The 17,027-nt window shown below is 68.7% G+C and carries 12 protein-coding genes; 4 read left to right on the top strand and 8 right to left on the bottom strand.

Annotated features, from left to right (window positions below; genetic code table 11):
- Positions 1-124 precede the first annotated feature (124 nt).
- Positions 125-2,266 (top strand): TonB-dependent siderophore receptor, encoded by a 2,142-nt coding sequence (locus UN84_RS03435; protein ID WP_052719346.1) that lies wholly within the window; start codon positions 125-127, stop codon positions 2,264-2,266.
- Positions 2,267-2,356: 90 nt separating this feature from the next.
- On the opposite strand, the gene UN84_RS03440 is transcribed toward UN84_RS03435, so the two are convergent.
- The 5 genes from UN84_RS03440 to UN84_RS03460 all read right to left on the bottom strand — a co-directional run bounded on the left by UN84_RS03440 (position 2,357) and on the right by UN84_RS03460 (position 7,760).
- Entirely contained in the window at positions 2,357-3,373 is a 1,017-nt protein-coding gene (locus tag UN84_RS03440; protein WP_237022356.1) for a nickel/cobalt transporter, read from the bottom strand.
- A complete protein-coding gene (locus UN84_RS03445; RefSeq protein WP_052719345.1) occupies positions 3,358-4,056 on the bottom strand; it encodes a DUF1007 family protein in 699 nt (232 codons plus the stop codon). The genes UN84_RS03440 and UN84_RS03445 overlap by 16 nt, the downstream gene beginning before the upstream one ends.
- A complete protein-coding gene (gene fhuB / locus UN84_RS03450; protein WP_173834952.1) occupies positions 4,053-6,056 on the bottom strand; it encodes a Fe(3+)-hydroxamate ABC transporter permease FhuB in 2,004 nt (667 codons plus the stop codon). Before fhuB ends, UN84_RS03445 begins: the two co-directional genes overlap by 4 nt.
- Complete coding sequence (locus UN84_RS03455; RefSeq protein WP_046080371.1) at positions 6,046-6,894, bottom strand: ABC transporter substrate-binding protein; 849 nt, start codon at positions 6,892-6,894, stop codon at positions 6,046-6,048. Before UN84_RS03455 ends, fhuB begins: the two co-directional genes overlap by 11 nt.
- Positions 6,895-6,992: 98 nt before the next feature.
- Positions 6,993-7,760: an ATP-binding cassette domain-containing protein gene (locus UN84_RS03460; protein ID WP_035592868.1), complete on the bottom strand. Its 768-nt coding sequence runs from the start codon at positions 7,758-7,760 to the stop codon at positions 6,993-6,995.
- Between the two features lie 249 nt (positions 7,761-8,009).
- On the opposite strand from UN84_RS03460, the gene UN84_RS03465 reads away from it, so the two are divergent.
- The 3 genes from UN84_RS03465 to UN84_RS03475 all read left to right on the top strand — a co-directional run bounded on the left by UN84_RS03465 (position 8,010) and on the right by UN84_RS03475 (position 12,959).
- Positions 8,010-8,621 carry a superoxide dismutase gene (locus UN84_RS03465; protein WP_046079119.1) on the top strand — a complete coding sequence of 204 codons (612 nt, stop codon included), beginning with the start codon at positions 8,010-8,012 and terminating at the stop codon, positions 8,619-8,621.
- Positions 8,622-8,777: 156 nt separating this feature from the next.
- Positions 8,778-10,577 carry an ABC transporter ATP-binding protein gene (locus UN84_RS03470; RefSeq protein ID WP_046079118.1) on the top strand — a complete coding sequence of 600 codons (1,800 nt, stop codon included), beginning with the start codon at positions 8,778-8,780 and terminating at the stop codon, positions 10,575-10,577.
- Between the two features lie 264 nt (positions 10,578-10,841).
- On the top strand, positions 10,842-12,959 hold the full coding sequence (locus UN84_RS03475) for a TonB-dependent siderophore receptor (RefSeq protein ID WP_237022357.1): 2,118 nt from the start codon (positions 10,842-10,844) through the stop codon (positions 12,957-12,959).
- 152 nt (positions 12,960-13,111) lie between these two features.
- Here the strand turns inward: UN84_RS03475 and UN84_RS03480 are convergent, their stop codons facing one another.
- The 3 genes from UN84_RS03480 to fhuF all read right to left on the bottom strand — a co-directional run bounded on the left by UN84_RS03480 (position 13,112) and on the right by fhuF (position 17,026).
- Positions 13,112-15,208, bottom strand: a complete 2,097-nt coding sequence (locus UN84_RS03480; protein WP_046079117.1) for a TonB-dependent siderophore receptor — start codon at positions 15,206-15,208, stop codon at positions 13,112-13,114.
- Between the two features lie 106 nt (positions 15,209-15,314).
- A complete protein-coding gene (locus tag UN84_RS03485; RefSeq protein WP_046079116.1) occupies positions 15,315-16,253 on the bottom strand; it encodes a helix-turn-helix transcriptional regulator in 939 nt (312 codons plus the stop codon).
- Positions 16,250-17,026 carry a siderophore-iron reductase FhuF gene (fhuF, locus tag UN84_RS03490; protein WP_052719343.1) on the bottom strand — a complete coding sequence of 259 codons (777 nt, stop codon included), beginning with the start codon at positions 17,024-17,026 and terminating at the stop codon, positions 16,250-16,252. The genes UN84_RS03485 and fhuF overlap by 4 nt, the downstream gene beginning before the upstream one ends.
- Position 17,027 lies beyond the last annotated feature (1 nt).

The raw sequence follows: 17,027 nt of genomic DNA on the forward strand, positions 1-17,027 counted from the left end.
AGGGGCGGGATGCGTCATATTTGTTTCCGCAAATAAAAGCCATTAGCATCTGTGTGCCGCCGTCTCGAACGTGGCGTTCCGCGCTGGCGGCTCCCTTGTCCCCCGAATCGTAAGGCACACACCAATGACTCGCGTATCCCGCCGCTCGTGGCGGCTGTCCCCCCTGACCGCCGCCGTCCGCTATGGCCTCGGCTTCACCCTCATCGGCGCCGCCGGCGCGGCGCTGGCCCAGCAGGACGCCACGGAGGTCGAGACCGACACCGTCGTCGTCAGCGCCACCGCGCTCAAGGTCGCGACGCCGACCATCGAGACGCCGCGGGCCGTGTCCGAGGTCGGGCGCGACGAGCTGGATCGGCGCGCCGTCGACAAGTACGACGAGACCTTCCGCTACCGTTCCGGGGTGGTCTCCCAGCCCTACGGGTCGGATAACAACGCCGACTGGATGTTCCTGCGGGGCTTCAGCGCCGAAGGCTCGACCTACCAGGACGGCCTGCGCCTGTTCCGTACCGGCGGCTACTTCTGGTGGATGACCGAGCCCTACGGACTTGAACGGGTGGAGCTGCTCAAGGGCCCTTCCTCGATTCTCTACGGCGAGGCGCCTCCCGGCGGGCTGGTCAACGCCGTCAGCAAGCGTCCTACGGCCGAGCCGCAAGGCGAGATCGAACTTCAGGTGGGCAACAAGGGGCATCGTCAGATCGGCATCGACACCTCCGGTCCGGTGTCAGGCCGTGACGACATGCGCTACCGCGTCGTGGGCATGGTGCGCGAGGGGGACGGCGAGCTCGACGGCACCGACATGGACCGCTATTACTTCGCCCCGAGCCTGGCCGTCGATGTCTCCGAGGACACCACGGTGACCTTCCTGGCCAGCGTCCAGAAGGACGACGGCGTGCCGACCACGGGGTTCTTCCCCGCCTACGGCACGGTCGAGGGGACGCCCTTCGGCAAGATCGATCCCGAGACCAATCTCGGCCAGCCCGACTATGACAATCTCGACCAGCGCCAGCTTTCCCTGGGCTACGAGCTCGAGCATCGCATCAACGATACCTGGGAGTTCCAGCAGAACTTCCGCTACAGCAACCTCGATCTCGAACTGCGTTCGGTCTATCCCAACTCCTACGTGACGCCGCCGCGCAGCATCTCGCGTGGCGTCGTCGACCGTGACGGCGAATATGACGCCTTCACGCTCGATAACCGCTTCATCGCGCGGACCTATACCGAGAACACCGAGAACACCCTGCTGCTCGGGGCCGGCTATCAGCGCCTGGATCTCGATTACGACAACGCGGACAGCTTCCGCACCCTGGGCGATGGATCGTCCTACTTCGTCAACATCGACACCGTGGACATGTTCGATCCGGATCACCGGGCCTTCCGCGAGCCGGAGACCGGTGACCCGACGCATCACGACGTCGAGAAGGAGCAGGTCGGCGTCTACGTGCAGGACCAGTTCCGCCTGAATGACAAGTGGATCTTCCTGGCCGGTGCGCGCTACGACAGCGTCGACAGCCGCGACGTCTATCGCGACGAGACCGGCCGCTCACGCGAGGGCTACGCCGACGATCAGGTCTCGCTGACCGGCGGCGTCATGTACCTGGCCGACAACGGTCTGTCGCCCTACGTCAGCTACAGCGAGTCGTTCACGCCCCTGGCCAGCACCGATGCCAGCGGCGAGAGCTACGAGCCGCTGGAGGGTCGCCAGTTCGAGGTGGGCGTCAAGTATGCGCCGCCGGGCTTCGACGGTTATGTGACCGTGTCGGCGTTCGATCTGGAGGAGAGCAATACGCTGATCACCAGTTCTGCCGGTGCTCAGCGACAGATCGGCGAGCGCAGCTCGACCGGGATCGAGATCGAAGGTGTGGGCTATCTCACCGACAACCTCAAGCTCACGGCGTCCTACACCTACACCGATACCCGAGTCGATGTCAGCGAGGAACAGCAGGACGAGCATGCCCCGCTTGTGCCGTACAACATGGCCTCGGCCTGGCTCGACTATGACTTCGCCGGTGCACTGCACGGTCTGTCGGTCGGCGGTGGCGTGCGCTATGTAGGCTCCAGCGCCAACAGCCCGGATGCGGGCGAGACTTACAAGGTGCCGTCCTACACCCTCTACGATGCCGTGGTGCGCTACGACGTCAACGAGCACTGGGGCGCGCAGCTCAACGTCAACAACCTGACCGACGAAGAGTACGTCAGCGGCTGTGACTTCTACTGCTACTACGGCGAATCGCGCAGCGTGATCGGCAGCCTGAGCTACCGCTTCTGAGTCGCTTCTCTTGCCCGAAAAGCAAAGCGCCCGGCCATGGCCGGGCGCTTTGCGTCTGGGCAGGCACTCCCATGTGAGCGTCGTGTCCCGCTAGCCGCCGAAAGGCGAGGGCGAGGTCGTGGGGGCGCCCTCGAGCAGCGGCGGCGCGTCGGGTGACTGGGCCCCGGCCACGAACAGTGAAAGCCCCAGCATCAGGATGAGGGCACCGCCTGCGAAGCCGGCCGCTCTCAGGCAGCGTTCCAGGGTCGCGCCACGCGTCGAACGCTGCAGGCGGCGCTCGGCCCAGCCCCGGGCCATCACGCTGGCCAGGGCCAGCGCCGAGACCGTCAGGGCGGTACCGGCAGCCATGGCCAGCACCGCCAGCACACCGCTCCAGTAGTGCCCCAGCAGCGAGGCGGCGCCGACCAGCAGCACGCTGCCGCTGCAGGGACGCATGCCGATCGAGGCCACCACGGCCAGGGCACCGCGCCAGTCCGAGGCCTGTTGGGGCGTCAGATGGTGGGCGCAGTCACACTCGTGCGGGTCATGGTCATGGTCATGGTCATGGTCATGGTCATGGTCATGAGAGCCTGGCGCGTGCCGATGGCCGGCCAGGGCCCGCCAGCACAGCCAGAGCCCGAGTGCCGCGACGAGCAGGTAGCTGGCCTGCTCCAGCCATACCACCGAGCCCATGGCCTGGCGGGTCAGCCAGCCCAGTCCATGGACCAGCACCGTGACCAGGCCGATGGCCACCAGGGCCTGCAGCAACGAGGCCAGACAGGAGAGCAGCAGGGCCCGGCGCAGCGCGCCGCCCTGGCTGAGCAGGTAGGTGCCGAGCACCGCCTTGCCGTGGCCCGGGCCGGCGGCATGGAAGACCCCATAGCCGAAGCTGAGGCCCAGCAGGCCCCACCAGGCGGCCGCCGTCGGGGCAGCGTCGAGGGCCGCGATCGCCTCCGTCAGGGCGCGGTGCAGGTCGCGCTGCCAGGCGACCAGTTGCAGGCTGGCCTCCTGGCCCAGCGTGACCCAGGCCGCGGCGAGCAGCGCCAGGGCGAGTCCGCCAATGACCACGGGGCCGAGCCACCGGGGGCGAGGCCGAGCCCTGTCGGCCGGGTTCATGGATGATCGCATCGTATCTCTCCAGTTTCCGCGAAGAAGCGGCCGAGCCCTTCTTCCGCCTGTTCGCCGCGATCCAGCATGGCCGCCTCGGCGACCTTCGCTGGATCGGGATCGGCGGCGATGATCCGGGTACGGCAGCCGTCTTCTTCGACCGTCAGCGCGTCCGGCCTGGGCGTGTCGCCGTCCGCCTCGTGCACGACCTCGAGGTAGTAGGTCGGGTCATAGATGCGGTAGCGCACCGGCGACTCGTCCAACGGAAGGGGATTGGCCAGCGGTAGTCGAAACATCAGCTCGACGCGACCGCCGCGTGCCAGGGTGGTGAAGTCGTCGACGTCGCCGAGCTCGACCGGCTGGCCGGCCCGGGTCACGTGGGTGAAATAGCGCTTCGGGGCCAGGGTATTGCGGATCTCCACCCCCAGCTGGTCGAGACGCGCCGCCATCGGTTCGTCGCCCTGGGCGGCGCGAAGTTCTTCCAGCAGCAGCTGGCTGTAGAACGGATCCAGTCGCCAGCGCTGCTGAAGGGCCTCGGCACGTCCTTGGGTATCCGTTATCACCTTCACCGAGACGTCCACCCAGCCGTGGGGATGCGCGGCCCCCGTCAGCGGGAAAAGCGCCAGGGCGCAGGCGATGCCACAGGCGAGCCGGCCTTGCCAGCGATCGGCCCATCGGCGGGCCCGGTTATCGAGATGGCTCATAGCCGTCGCATCCCCCACATGAAATAGGCGCCGCCGATCAGCGAAGCGACCAGGCCGGCAGGAATCTCCTGGGGGAACAGTAACTGGCGGCCCAGCCAGTCCGCCAGCACCATCAGCAACGCGCCGGTCAGGGCGGCCCCGGCGAGATGCGTCCGGGCGCGGGTGAAGCCCAGCAGCCGTGCCATGTGGGGAGCGAGCAGGCCGACGAAGGACAGCGGCCCGACCACCAGGGTGGCGGCGGCGGTCAGCAGGGCGACCAGCAGCAGCAGGCCGAGCCGCGCCCGACGCAGCGGGATGCCGAGCGCGGCGGCCGTGGCGCCGCCCAGCGGCAGGATGTCCAGCCAGCGGGTGAGCGGCGCGGCGATGACCGCCAGCACCACGGCCGCGCCGGCGACCGTCACGGCGCTCGCCGCATCGACATAGTAGGTGGAACCGGAGAGCCAGGCGATGACCTGCTGGCCGCGCGGGTCGCCGCCGGCCAGCACCACGGCCTTGACCGCCTCGAACAGCGCCGTGATCGCCACCCCGGTGAGCAGCAGCCGTTCGGGCTGAAAGCCGCTCTTGCGGTTGACGATTACCAGCACCGCCAGGGCGGCGAGGGCGCCCAGCACCCCGGCGCCGACCAGTGCCAGGTTGCCCGGCGACGGCAGCAGGAAGATCGCCGCCATGAGGGCGATGGCGCTGCCGCCGCTGATCCCCAGGATCTCGGGGCTGGCCATGGGGTTGGCGGTGAGGCGCTGGATCAGGGTCCCGGCGACGGCCAGCATCAGCCCGCAGCCGGCGGCGGCGAGCAGCCGTGGCCAGCGCCACTCGAGCAGGTCGGTGTTCAGGGGCGAGGCCCACTGCCAGCCGTCGGCGCCCTGGCCGGCCAGCGCCGCCACCGCGGCCATCGCGACCAGGGCGAGGGACAGGCCGACGATCAGCCGTCGTGGGGCAGGATGCCGCATGGCGGGCGTGCCGGCGTGGCGCGGCGGCGCCGAGCCGTTGAGGCGCAGGCGCGGAATCAGCCACAGCAGCAGCGGCGCGCCCAGGGCGGCGGTGGTGGCGCCGGTGGGAATCAGCGTCGGCAGGGTGCCGGCGTAGCGCTGCAGCAGCTGGTCGGTGGTGGCCAGCAGCAGGGCGCCGAGCAGCGTCGACCACAGCAGCCGCGTGCCCAGCCGGCGGGCCCCGGCCAGGCGCACGATGTTGGGCGCCGCCAGGCCGATGAAGCCGATGACACCCACCGTGCTGACCACGCAGCCGGTGAGGAACACCGCCAGGCCGAGCCCGGCCAGGCGCAGCCACTTGAGCGACACGCCGAGGCTGCGGGCGCCGGCTTCGTCGAGCTCCAGTACCGCCAGCGGGCGCAGCAGCCAGAAGGCGCCGAGGACGCCCAGCGCCAGGCGCGGCGCGAGGAAGGCGGCGTCGCTCCAGCCGTTCTGGGCCAGCGAGCCGGCGCCCCAGATCAGCAGACCCTTGAGCGCCTCCTGATGAAACAGCAGCAGCACCATGGCCAGGGCGCCGAAGTAGAGGTTGACCACCAGCCCGCCGAGCACCACCACCACCGGCGACAGGCCGCGTCGCCAGGCCAGCGCGAATACCAGCCCCATGGCCAGTCCGCCGCCGGCCAGTGCCACCCATTCGCGGCCCAGGGCCAGCAGCCCGGGGGCCAGCAGGCTGGCGGCCATCAGCGCCAGGTTGGCGCCGCTGGCCACGCCCAGGGTGGTGGGCGCCGCCAGCGGGTTGCGCAGCACCTGCTGCATCAGCACCCCGGCCAGCGCCAGGCCACCGCCGGCCATCAGCGCCATGACCAGCCGCGGCCACCAGGCGAAGTGCAGCACCAGGGTTTCCGATGAGGCGTCGGGGATCGTCACCAGCGACGACAGCCCGGTCACGAGCCCCGTGCTCGACGTCAGGTGGGCCAGAGCGAGGCCCGCGGTGAGCAGGCCCAGCAGCAGGCAGGCGCGGCCCGGCGTCAGCCGGCGTGAAGGTGTGGCGTGGGCAAGCGCATCAGCGGACATCGTCGTTCTCCAGGGCGGTGGCCAGCTGTTCGGCGAAGCGCTGGGCGGAGGGCAGAGCGCCGAAGCTCCACACCGGGGGCAGGATCAGCGGCTCGCCGCGGCTGCGTTCGACCAGCCTCCGCCACAGGCCGCTGTCGGCCAGGGTCTCGCGCACGCCGGCCGGATAGGGTTCGACCACCACCAGCCGGGCGTCGAGGCCGGCCAGGGCCTCGATGCCGACCAGCGAGAAGCCCCAGGCGTTGGTGACGCCGTTCCAGGCGTTCTGAAGCCCCAGGCGGTCGAGCACCGCCTGATAGAGGCCGTTGTCGCCGAACACCCGCACGTGGCGGGCGTCCATGAACTGCACGACGAGCAGCGGTGGGGCGTCGTCCCCGAGGCGCTGCTCGAGGCGCGTCAGACGCGACTCGGTGTCCTCGATCAGCCGCTCGCCGGCCTTGGGCCGTTCGACGATATCGGCGACGCGGCGCGTCAGCTCGCGCATCTCCGTCCAGGTGTCCCGGCCGGGGGTATAGAGCGTCAGGGTGTCCACCGGGGCGATCGCCTCGAGGCGCGGGGCGAGGTTGGCGAACATCGGCGAGATCAGGATGCGCTCGGGATCGAGGTCCGCCAGCAGCTCCAGATTGGGCTGGGAGCGCAGGCCGAGGTCGATCACCGCGTCCGGCAGCGCCGGCTCGCCCACCCAGGCGTGATAGGCGTCGAGCTGGGCCAGCGCCGCGGGCGGAGCCTCGAGGGCGGCCAGGGTCTCGGCCAGGGTCCAGTCGAGGGTCGCCAGCCGCGGTGATGCCAGATGTGGTGAGTCGGCCAGCGCCGGCAGGGCGGTGAAGAGCGTGAGCAGCATGACGAGCGAGCCGGCGAGCCAGCGGCGGGCCCGTCGACGAAGGCGGCGGGGAGGAGACAAGCGGAACTCCATGAACGAGTGACGAGCGAGTGATGGAATCAGTGGGCGATGGCGACCCGGTGCTCGCCGACGGGATGGTGCATCACGTGCATGGGAATGCCGTAGATCGCTTCCAGGGTGTCGCCGGTCATCAGCTCGGCCGGTGTGCCCTGGGCCAGCACCCGGCCGCCGTGCAGCGCCACCAGGCGGTCGCAGTAGCGCGAGGCCATGTTGATGTCGTGCAGCACGATGATCACGCCGAGGCCCAGCTCCTGGGAGAGCCGGCGGGTCAGGGCCAGCACCTCGACCTGGTGGGCGATGTCCAGCGCCGCCAGCGGTTCGTCGAGCAGCAGGAAGCGGCTGCCCTGGGCCAGCAGCATGGCGAGCCACACGCGCTGGCGCTCGCCGCCGGAGAGGGTGTCCACCAGGCGGTCGGCGAAGGCTTCGGTGTGGGTCAGGGCGATGGCGCGCTCGACCTGCTCACGATCCTCGCGGGTATGGCGCCCCAGCAGGCCGCGCCAGGGGTAGCGGCCGAAGGCGATCAGCTCGCGGCAGGTCAGGGTCTCGGCGCTGGGCAGGTGCTGGGGCAGGTAGGCCACCTGGCGGGCGAACTCGCGGTGGCCCCAGTCGCCGAGCGGCCGGCCGTCGAAGCGGATGACGCCCTGGCTGGCGGGCTGCTGCTGAGCCAGCAGCTTGAGCAGCGTCGACTTGCCGGAGCCGTTATGGCCGATCAGGCCGTGGACCCGGCCTTCCTCGAAGCGAAGATCGGTGGGATGCAGCAGGCGTTTGCCGTTGACCTCGAAGGTCGCGGCCTGGGCGTCGAACATGGTGGGCTCCGTGGATCGTCGGCGGCGCGAGGGCATCACGATGGGCGAGGGCTGCGCACCCGCGTGAGGTTACCTTCGATACGAATGGTTATCAAATCTCGTCGGGATGGAGCTGGCTATTTATTGATATTGGTTTTCATTTCGTTTTGTGAGGCGTAGTCTGAGGCTTGGTCGTTCGTTTCATCTCTCGTCTCTCTACGTCTCTCTACGACTCTCTCGACCGACCCTCTCGAAAAAGGAGCCGCCGCCATGCCGCATGCGTTGCCCGAACTGCCCTATGCCTACGATGCCCTCGAACCGCATCTCGATGCCCTGACCATGGAGATCCACCATTCCCGGCATCATCAGACCTACGTCAACAACCTCAACGCCGCCCTGGAAGGCACCGGCCTCGAGGACGTGCCGGTGGAGGCGCTGGTCGCCGATCTCGACCGGGTGCCCGCCGACAGGCGCCAGGCGGTGATCAACAACGGCGGCGGTCACGCCAACCACTCGCTGTTCTGGCGGGTGATGTCGCCCGAGGGCGGCGGGGCGCCGACCGGGCGGGTGGCGGCGGCCATCGAGCGAGAGCTGGGCGGCGTCGAGGCCTTCCAGCAGGCCTTCACCCAGGCCGCCGTCTCCCGCTTCGGCAGCGGCTGGGCCTGGCTCAGCGTGACCCCGAAGGGCGCGCTGGTGGTGGAGAGCACCGCCAATCAGGACAGCCCGCTGATGCACGGCAACACGCCGTTGCTGGGCCTGGATGTGTGGGAGCACGCCTACTATCTGAAATTCTGGAACAAGCGCCCCGAGTACATCGCCGCCTTCTACGAGGTGGTCGACTGGAGCGAGGTCGAGCGGCGCTATCTCGCCGCCATCGGCTGAGCGGCGATCCTTCCGCCATCTTGTCCTCCCGGGCCCTGCCGGGAGGACAGTCCCGCGACGACGGGGTATGGTAGCCGTCTCGTCCAGACCGCCGGGCCTCCCAGGGCCCGGCGGTCTCGTGTCGTTCACCGGACAGCCGCCACAGAGAGAGTCCCCATGTCGAATATGAGAAGCTTCGAGGCGCTGGGCCGCCTGCTTCGCTATGCCCGCGGACACCGGCGTCGGATCGTCGCCGCCACCGTCTGCTCGGTCATCAACAAGCTGTTCGATATCGCCCCGGAGATCCTGATCGGGGTGGCCATCGACGTGGTGGTCAACCAGGAGGACAGCTTCGTCGCCGGGCTGGGCTTCACCACCGCCCGCGAGCAGATCCTGATCCTCGGGGTGCTGACCTTCTTCATCTGGGCCGGCGAATCGCTGTTCGAGTATCTCTACCAGATCCTGTGGCGCAACCTGGCCCAGCGGCTCCAGGCCGAGCTGCGCCAGGACGCCTACGAGCACGTCCAGCGCCTGGACATGGGCTTCTTCGAGTCGACGAGCTCCGGGCAGCTGGTGGCGACCATGAACGACGACGTCAACCAGCTCGAGCGCTTCCTCGACGGCGGCGCCAATTCGATGATCCAGGTCGGCGTCACCGTGGTGGCGGTGGGCGCGGTGTTCTTCGTGCTGTCGCCCTTGATCGCGCTGCTGGCCTTCACGCCGATCCCGCTGATCGTGTGGGGCGCCTTCTACTTCCAGCGCAAGGCCGGGCCGCTGTACGCCGAGGTGCGCGAGCGGGTCGGCGAGCTCTCCAGCCGACTGGCCAACAACCTGGCGGGCATCGCCACCATCAAGAGCTTCACCGCCGAGGCGCGCGAGGCCGAGCGCCTCAAGGCCGCCAGCGAGGCCTACGTGCAGGCCAACCGTCGCGCGATCCGCATCAGCTCGGCGTTCATCCCGGTGATCCGCATGGCGATCCTCACCGGCTTCCTGGCCACCTTCACGGTGGGCGGCATGATGGCGCTGAACGGCGAGCTCAACGTCGGCGCCTACGGGGTGCTGGTGTTCCTCACCCAGCGGCTGCTGTGGCCCCTGACCGGCCTGGCCCAGGTGATCGACCTGTTCGAGCGCGCCATGGCCAGCACCCGACGCATCCTCGACCTGCTGGCCACGCCGATCCGGGTGCGCGACGACGCCGGCCAGCCCCTGGCAGAGCCGGTGCGCGGCGAGGTGCGCTTCGAGGGCGTGTCCTTCCGCTACGGCGAGTCCAGCGCCGGGGTCGAGGGCATCGATCTCTCGGTGCCGGCGGGCCACACCCTGGCGCTGGTGGGCGCCACCGGCTCCGGCAAGTCGACGCTGATCAAGCTGCTGCTGCGCTTCGTCGAGCCGGCCGCCGGGCGGGTGTGCGTCGATGGCCAGCCGCTCGACGAGGTGGCGCTGGCCTCGCTGCGCCGCTCGATCGGCCTGGTCAGCCAGGACGTCTACCTGTTCGAGGGCTCGATCCGCGACAACATCGCCTACGGCAAGCCCGATGCCGATGACGCCGAGATCGTCGAGGCGGCGCGCACCGCCGAGGCCTGGGACTTCATCCGGGCGCTGCCCGAGGGGCTCGACACCGCAGTGGGCGAGCGCGGCGTGCGCCTCTCCGGCGGCCAGCGCCAGCGGCTGTCACTGGCCCGGGCGCTGCTCAAGGACCCGCCGATCCTGGTGCTCGACGAGGCCACCAGCGCGGTGGACAACGAGACCGAAGCGGCCATCCAGCGCTCGCTGCGCCGCATCGGCCACGGCCGCACGGTGATCATGATCGCCCACCGGCTGTCGACCATCGTCCACGCCGACGAGATCGCGGTGATCGAGGCGGGCCGGGTGGCCGAGCGCGGCACCCACGCCGAGCTGCTGGCCCGCGCCGGGCGCTACGCCGCCCAGTGGCGGGTGCAGACCGGCGAGCTCGAGCCGGCCGACATGCGACTGGCCTGAGTCACCGCCTTCTTTCCTTACCCTTGATCCTGCCGGCGCCCTCTGGGCGCCGGCGTCGTTTCCGGATATCGCGAGCCGACCGGCATTCCTGGGCGGGTGCGGGAATGCTTACACGGCTAATCAAATGAGAGTCGTTATCATTGCCACAAATAATGCGAGTCATTACCATGCGCATTCCCGCACAACACAATAACCCAGAGGCTTGTTCACTCCATGTCCCATCCTGCATCCCGCCCGATCGGACTCCACCCGGTGACCCGTGCCGTGCGCCGTGCTCTCGGTCTGGCCACCGCCGGTTCACTGGCGCTGATCTCCCCCGCGCTGCTGGCCGACGAGGCCGAGTCCGCAGAGGCCCTCGAGACGGTGACCGTCGAGGCCGAGGCGCTGTCGCTGGTGACCGAGGGCAGCGACGACTACCGCGTTTCCCGCACCAGTACGGCGACCAAGCTCGACCTGACGCCCCGCGAGACGCCGCAATCCGTCTCGGTGGTCACCCGTGCCCAGCTCGAGGACTTCAACCTCGACACCATCAATGATGCCCTGGAGAGTGCGCCGGGCGTCACGGTGGAGCGAGTCGAGACGGACCGCACGTACTATTCGTCCCGCGGTTTCGAGATTTCCAACCTGCAGGTCGATGGCCTGCGCCTGCCCATGCCCTACAACAACGTGCATGGTGACATCGATACCGCCGTCTATGACCGGGTCGAGGTGGTGCGCGGTGCCACCGGCCTGATGTCCGGCTCCGGCAACCCGGCGGCCACCGTCAACTTCGTCCGCAAGCGGCCCACCGCGACGCCGCAGGCCTCCGTCAGCGGCACGCTGGGCAGCCACGAGCATCGTCGCCTGGCGGTGGACGTCTCCGGGCCCCTGGACGACGAGGGCCGGGTGCGTGGCCGCCTGGTGGCCGCGGGGCTGGATGCCGACGCCTACCTGGATCGACTGCATCGAGAGCGCGGCGTGCTCTATGGCGTGCTGGAAGCCGACCTCACCGACAGCACCCAGCTGGCGCTGGGGCATACCTGGCAGCGCAACGATACCGACAGCAACATGTGGGGGGCGCTGCCGCTCTACGACTCGGCCGGCAACCCCACCGACTATGATCGCTCGACCTCGTCGGCGCCCGACTGGTCCTACTGGAACGGCGAGACCCAGCGCAGCTTCGTCGAGCTGACCCAGCGGCTCTCCGACGACTGGTCGCTCAAGGGCACGGTGACCCATCTGGACATGGTCTCCGACACCGAGCTGTTCTACATCGGCAGCGTGCCGGATGCCGACACGGGGCGGATTCCCAACAGCTTCACTCTGAGCAAGTACGATCGGCACCTGGAGCAGTGGGTGGCGGACGTGCATGCCAAGGGTGATGTCGAGGCGTTCGGGCGCACCCATCAGCTGGTGCTGGGATCGGACTGGAGTCAGAGCCGGAACCAGCAGAGCTCGCTCTACGCGGCCGCGTCCGAGGACCTGCCGCCCCTGGACGAGTGGGACGGCGACTATCCGGAGCCCGAGTTCGGCGATCCCGACTTCGCCAACGATGCCACCATCAAGGAGCGCAGCCTCTACGGTGCCGGCAAGCTGGACCTGGCCGATCGCTGGACCGCCGTGGTGGGCGCGCGGATGAGCTGGCTGGATACCGTGGGCGAGCAGTACGGCAGCTCTCAGGACACCACCCTCGACAACGAGCTGACGCCCTATGCCGGCCTGATCTATGACCTCACCGATCAGGCCTCGCTGTATGCCAGCTATACCGAGATCTTCAATCCCCAGACCGAGATGGACCGCGGTGGACAATATCTCGACCCCATCGAGGGCAGCAGCTACGAGCTGGGGCTCAAGGCGGATGTCTTCGACGGGGGGGCCGATGCGTCACTCGCCGTGTTCCGCACCGAACAGGACAATGTCGCCCAGCCTGACGGCCAGGTGAACGGGCGGGATGTCTATCGGGCGGCCGATGGCATCACCAGCGAGGGCGTGGAGGTCACCCTGGCCGGCGAGCTCGCGCCGGGCTGGCAGGCCAGCGCCGGCTACACCTACCTGGAGATCGAGGACGCCGACGGCGAGGCCACCAATACCTATATTCCGCGCAACATGGTGAAGGTCGCCACCAGCTATCGGCCGGCGTCCCTGGAATCCCTGAAGGTCGGCGCCCGGCTGCGCTGGCAGGACGATATCGAGCGCGAACGCGACAACGCCGATGGCAGGACCCGTCAGGAGGCCTATGCGCTGGTCGACCTGATGGCGAGCTACGACTTCAGCGATAGCCTGACCGGCTCGCTGAACGTCAATAACGTCACCGACGAGAAGTACCTGACCAGCCTGAAGTGGGATCAGGGCTACTACGGCGCGTCGCGCCACGTGATGGCCAACCTGACCTGGCGTTACTGAATCGGTCGACGACCGAGCTGAGCGAACAGGGCCCATCCCGCTGACGGGATGGGCCCTTTGCGTCTGGGTGGCCCGGGCAATGGCGAGGCAGGAAACAAGAACACCGGCGGCCCTCGGGCCGCCGGTGTCGTCTTGCCGATGGTCGTGGCGGATCAGAAGTCGTAGCTGACGGTCGCCTTCACGCTGCGTTCGGCGCCGAAGTAGCAGTACTGCAGGGAGTTGCAGGAGGCCACGTAGTCCTTGTCGAGCAGGTTGTTGACGTTGAGGCGGGCGTTGACGCCGTCCAGGCCGAGCTGGCCGAGGTCGTAGCTGAGGGCGGCGTCGACCAGGGTGTAGTCCGGCACCTGCTCGGTGTTGGCGCGGTCGGCCTGGATGTCGGCGTGGTAGCGCACGCCGAGGCCGGCGCCGAGGCCCTCGAGGGCGCCGTCCTGGACCGCGTAGGAGCCCCACACGGAAGCGATGTGGCGTGGTGCATAGATGGCGCGATTGCCTTCTTCACCTTCGACATCGCTCTTGGCGTAGGTGATATCGGTGAAGCTGTAGCCGGCCTGCAGGCGCAGGCTGTCGGTCAGCTGGGTGCGTGCCTCGAGCTCGACGCCCTGGGATTCGATCTCGCCGATGGCGCGATACGGATCGGTGGGCTGCTCCTTGGTGGCGACGTTTTCCTGCTCGATATGGAACAGCGCCAGGCTGTACTGGTCCCGGGTGCCGTTGGGCTGGTACTTCAGGCCGGCCTCGAGCTGTTCGCCTTCCATCGGCTCGAGCAGGTCGCCGCTGGCGTCGACGAAGCTGGTCGGCGTGAAGGCCGTGGAATAGCTGACGTAGGGTGACACGCCGTTGTCGAACAGGTACAGCAGGCCGGCGCGGCCGCTGAACTGGGTATCGTTCAGCTCGCTGGTCGTACCGGCGGTCTCGCTCTCGTTCTCGATGTCGACCCAGTCGTAGCGGCCGCCGAGGGCGAGGCGCCAGTTGCCGAGGGCCATCTGGTCCTGGACGTAGACGCCGGTCTGGCGAAGGTCGTGCTGTTCCTCGGTGGCAGCGTACATCGCTGTGGGTTCGGCACCGTATTCGGGATGAAAGGCATCGAGGGTCGGGAAGGCGCCGGACGGCCAGCTGATATCGTTCTCGCGCTGCTGGTAGTCGGCGCCGACCAGCAGGGTGTGGTCCACGGCACCGCTGCTCAGCTGTGCCTCGAGCTGGTTGTCGAAGGTCCAGGCTTCCATGGACTCCTCGCCGCCGGAGTAGTAGCGGTTGAGCTCGGTGTCGTTGGCCCAGCCGAAGCCGTAGACCTGATCGAGGGTCACGTCGGTATTGAGGTAGAGCAGCTTCTGGCGGCCCGTCCAGGCATCGTTGAAGCGGTGTTCCAGGTCGTAGCCGAACAGGCGCTGGGTGCGCTCGAACGTGTCGTAGTCTTCCTCGCCATCGAAGAAGGTGTTGTCGATGTGGCGGCCATTGCGGCTGTCCACCGAGCCTTCATAGGGTACCCCGGAGTGATAGCCGCCCTCCGGATCCTTCTGCAGGTAGGCATGCAGGGTCAGGCTGGTGTCGTCGGTGATGTCCCAGGTCAGCTGGGGCGCGATGGCATAGCGCTCCTCTTCCACGTGGTCGAACTGGGTATCGGCGCTCTCGGCCAGGCCGGTGACGCGATAGGCGACCCGGCGCTCGTCGTCCAGCGGGCCGGTGAGGTCGAAGGCGGCGCTGCGCTGGGCGTTGTTGCCGACACCGAGCTGGATCTGGCCCGAGCGCTCGAACTCCGGGCGCTTGCTGGTCATCGACACCAGACCGCCGGGGGAGGCGCGGCCGTAGAGCACCGAGGCCGGCCCCTTGACCACTTCGATGCTCTCGAGGAAGTGCGGGTCGATGACCAGCGAGCTGTAGGAGTTGGCGTCTCCCATCAGCTTGAGGCCGTCGAGGAAGGTGTTGCTCAGGCTGCCGTCGGAGAAGCCTCGCAGCACGATGTAGTCGTAGCGGTTGGAGGCGCCGACCTGGTTGGCGTAGACCCCCGGCGTGTAGTTCAGGGCTCGCTGTACCGTTCCGGCGCCCCGTTCCTCCCATTCTTCCCGCTCGATCACCGAGATTGCCTGAGGGGTCTCGTTGATCGGTGTCTCCGTCTTGGTGGCCGCCTGACCGGTGACGGTCAGGGTGGAGAGGCTCTCGGGGCTCTGAGACGCGTTCTGGGCCTGGGCGGAGAGAGCGACGCCGGCGGCGGCGAGGGCGATGGCCAGTGCCAAGGGACGTGGGGTCGGCATGCAGAAGTTCCTGTGACGATGATTTGACTCATTGATTAATGAGAATTATTGCTTTTTGTGTCGCCGGCTGAGGTATGCGCCGCGCTCACTCATCTATGCGCAGTGCTCAGGTGGCGTTCGTCAGGGAACTCGGCGGGACGCCGTAGCGACGGCGGAAGGCGGTGGCGAAGTTGGTGGCGTGGCGGTAGCCGCAGAAATGGGCGGCCTGCTGCACGCTGAAGCCGCGGCTCAGGTAGTCGTGGGCGAGACCCAGACGGCAGTCGCGCAGGTAGTCGAAGACGCTCATGCCGAAGGCCGCGCGGAACTTGCGGCGCAGGCTGGCGGGGCTCATGGCGGCGAGCTCGGCCAGGGCGCTCAGGCTGTGCTCCGCCGCGGGATCGTCTTCCAGGGCGGCGCGTACCCGTTCGAGGCGCCGCTGTTCCCGTGGCGGCAGGCGTGATGCGTTCGCGTCATCGAGCGTGTCCTGTGGCAGGCCGAAGGCCACCAGCTGCAGCCCCAGGCCCTCGAACAGCAGCCGCTGGGCCGGGGCGGGCAGTGGCGTGGTGAGCGCCTGCTCGAGCCCCTGCAGCAGCGAGATCGGCGGTCGCCAGGCGTGCATCCGCGAGCCGTCGTGGCCGGGCTGCGCCGGGCCCAGTTCGGCCAGCCGTGTCTCGCTGAGGCTCAATGTCAGCGCACGCAGGCGCTGGCCGGCGGGCTGGGTGGCCCGCAGGCCGTGGCGCGCATCGAGGCGTAGGCTCAGCGCCATGCCCGGGGTCAGCGTCAGGGTGCGTCCCTCGAGGCTGACGTCGGCGCAGCCTTCCAGCATCACCACGATCGACAGCGGTGAGGGCGCATGGGAGTGAGAGTCGTAGCGGTGCAGCACCTCCACGTCGGAGGCCACCAGCTCCATGCCCTGGCCCAGCGACAGCTCGCGTACCTCGCCGCGCACCACCGGTTCTTCCTCGCGGGAGGCGAGCGCCGGCACCCGGTAGTCGATGCCGTAGCGCCGCCCGTAGGCCTGCAGGTCGCGGGCGGAGTGCTGGCGCACGCCGGCCGCCGTGCTCACGAAGCCGCCCGTTCGAGTGTCGCGGCCTTCTCCGCCTTGGAAGCCTTGCCCTGGCGCCGGCATTCCAGCGGGCAGTTGGCGCAGTAGCCGAGCTCGTCGATCAGGTAGCGGATGCAGCACTGTCGCCGGACGCGGCTCGGGGCTTCAGGGGTGGCGGGCTCGACATAGCGCACCGGCTGGTAGAGCGGGTTGCGGCGCCCATCGGGCAGGTGGCGGCTCGTGATCAGGGCTCGGGCGGGATCGACCGTCCCCGCGGAGGCCATGGGATGGTCGGCGAGGGCGTTGGTGAAGTGTTCGATGTAGTTGCCGGCATTGCTCCAGAACACCTTGGGCGAGGCGCCGCTGATCGAGGCCAGCGCCTCGATCAGCGGCGCCAGGTGGTCGTCGACCAGGGTGGCGAAGCGCGACAGCCCGTCGAGATCACCGAGCGGGCGGCCGGCATGGCGCAGGCTGAAGCCGGCGGTCTGTCCCTCGTCCGTCTGGATCACATGCAGCGTGTCGATCCCCAGGGGCAGGTCGCGTTCCAGCAGCAGGTTGGCCGCCAGGCCGTGGGCGGCCAGGCCGGCGAAGTGCCACTTGGACCACAGCGAGGCCACCGCCCGGCGGTCGCCGTGACCGTACTGGGCGCCGAAACGCGTGAACAGCGCCTCCAGCCTGGCTGGGTCGAGAAGACGATGTGCGGGGAGGGTGTCCGCGCCGGGAGTGGCCTCGACGCGCGGTGGCGTCAGGAAGTCGAGGGGGCCGAGATAAAGCTGCGACAGCGCGAGGGTCATG

This window comes from Halomonas sp. HG01 (assembly GCF_000968715.2).
Classification (GTDB): domain Bacteria; phylum Pseudomonadota; class Gammaproteobacteria; order Pseudomonadales; family Halomonadaceae; genus Halomonas; species Halomonas halophila.

What these genes read in the sequence shown, in the direction of transcription:
- UN84_RS03460 (WP_035592868.1), bottom strand. Translation starts at nt 7,760, where the DNA reads ATGTTCGACGCCCAGGCCGCGACCTTCGAGGTCAACGGCAAACGCCTG.
- UN84_RS03465 (WP_046079119.1), top strand. Translation starts at nt 8,010, where the DNA reads ATGCCGCATGCGTTGCCCGAACTGCCCTATGCCTACGATGCCCTCGAA.
- UN84_RS03455 (WP_046080371.1), bottom strand. Translation starts at nt 6,894, where the DNA reads ATGCTGCTCACGCTCTTCACCGCCCTGCCGGCGCTGGCCGACTCACCA.
- UN84_RS03445 (WP_052719345.1), bottom strand. Translation starts at nt 4,056, where the DNA reads ATGAGCCATCTCGATAACCGGGCCCGCCGATGGGCCGATCGCTGGCAA.
- UN84_RS03440 (WP_237022356.1), bottom strand. Translation starts at nt 3,373, where the DNA reads ATGCGATCATCCATGAACCCGGCCGACAGGGCTCGGCCTCGCCCCCGG.
- UN84_RS03480 (WP_046079117.1), bottom strand. Translation starts at nt 15,208, where the DNA reads ATGCCGACCCCACGTCCCTTGGCACTGGCCATCGCCCTCGCCGCCGCC.
- fhuB (WP_173834952.1), bottom strand. Translation starts at nt 6,056, where the DNA reads ATGTCCGCTGATGCGCTTGCCCACGCCACACCTTCACGCCGGCTGACG.
- fhuF (WP_052719343.1), bottom strand. Translation starts at nt 17,026, where the DNA reads ATGACCCTCGCGCTGTCGCAGCTTTATCTCGGCCCCCTCGACTTCCTG.
- UN84_RS03435 (WP_052719346.1), top strand. Translation starts at nt 125, where the DNA reads ATGACTCGCGTATCCCGCCGCTCGTGGCGGCTGTCCCCCCTGACCGCC.
- UN84_RS03470 (WP_046079118.1), top strand. Translation starts at nt 8,778, where the DNA reads ATGTCGAATATGAGAAGCTTCGAGGCGCTGGGCCGCCTGCTTCGCTAT.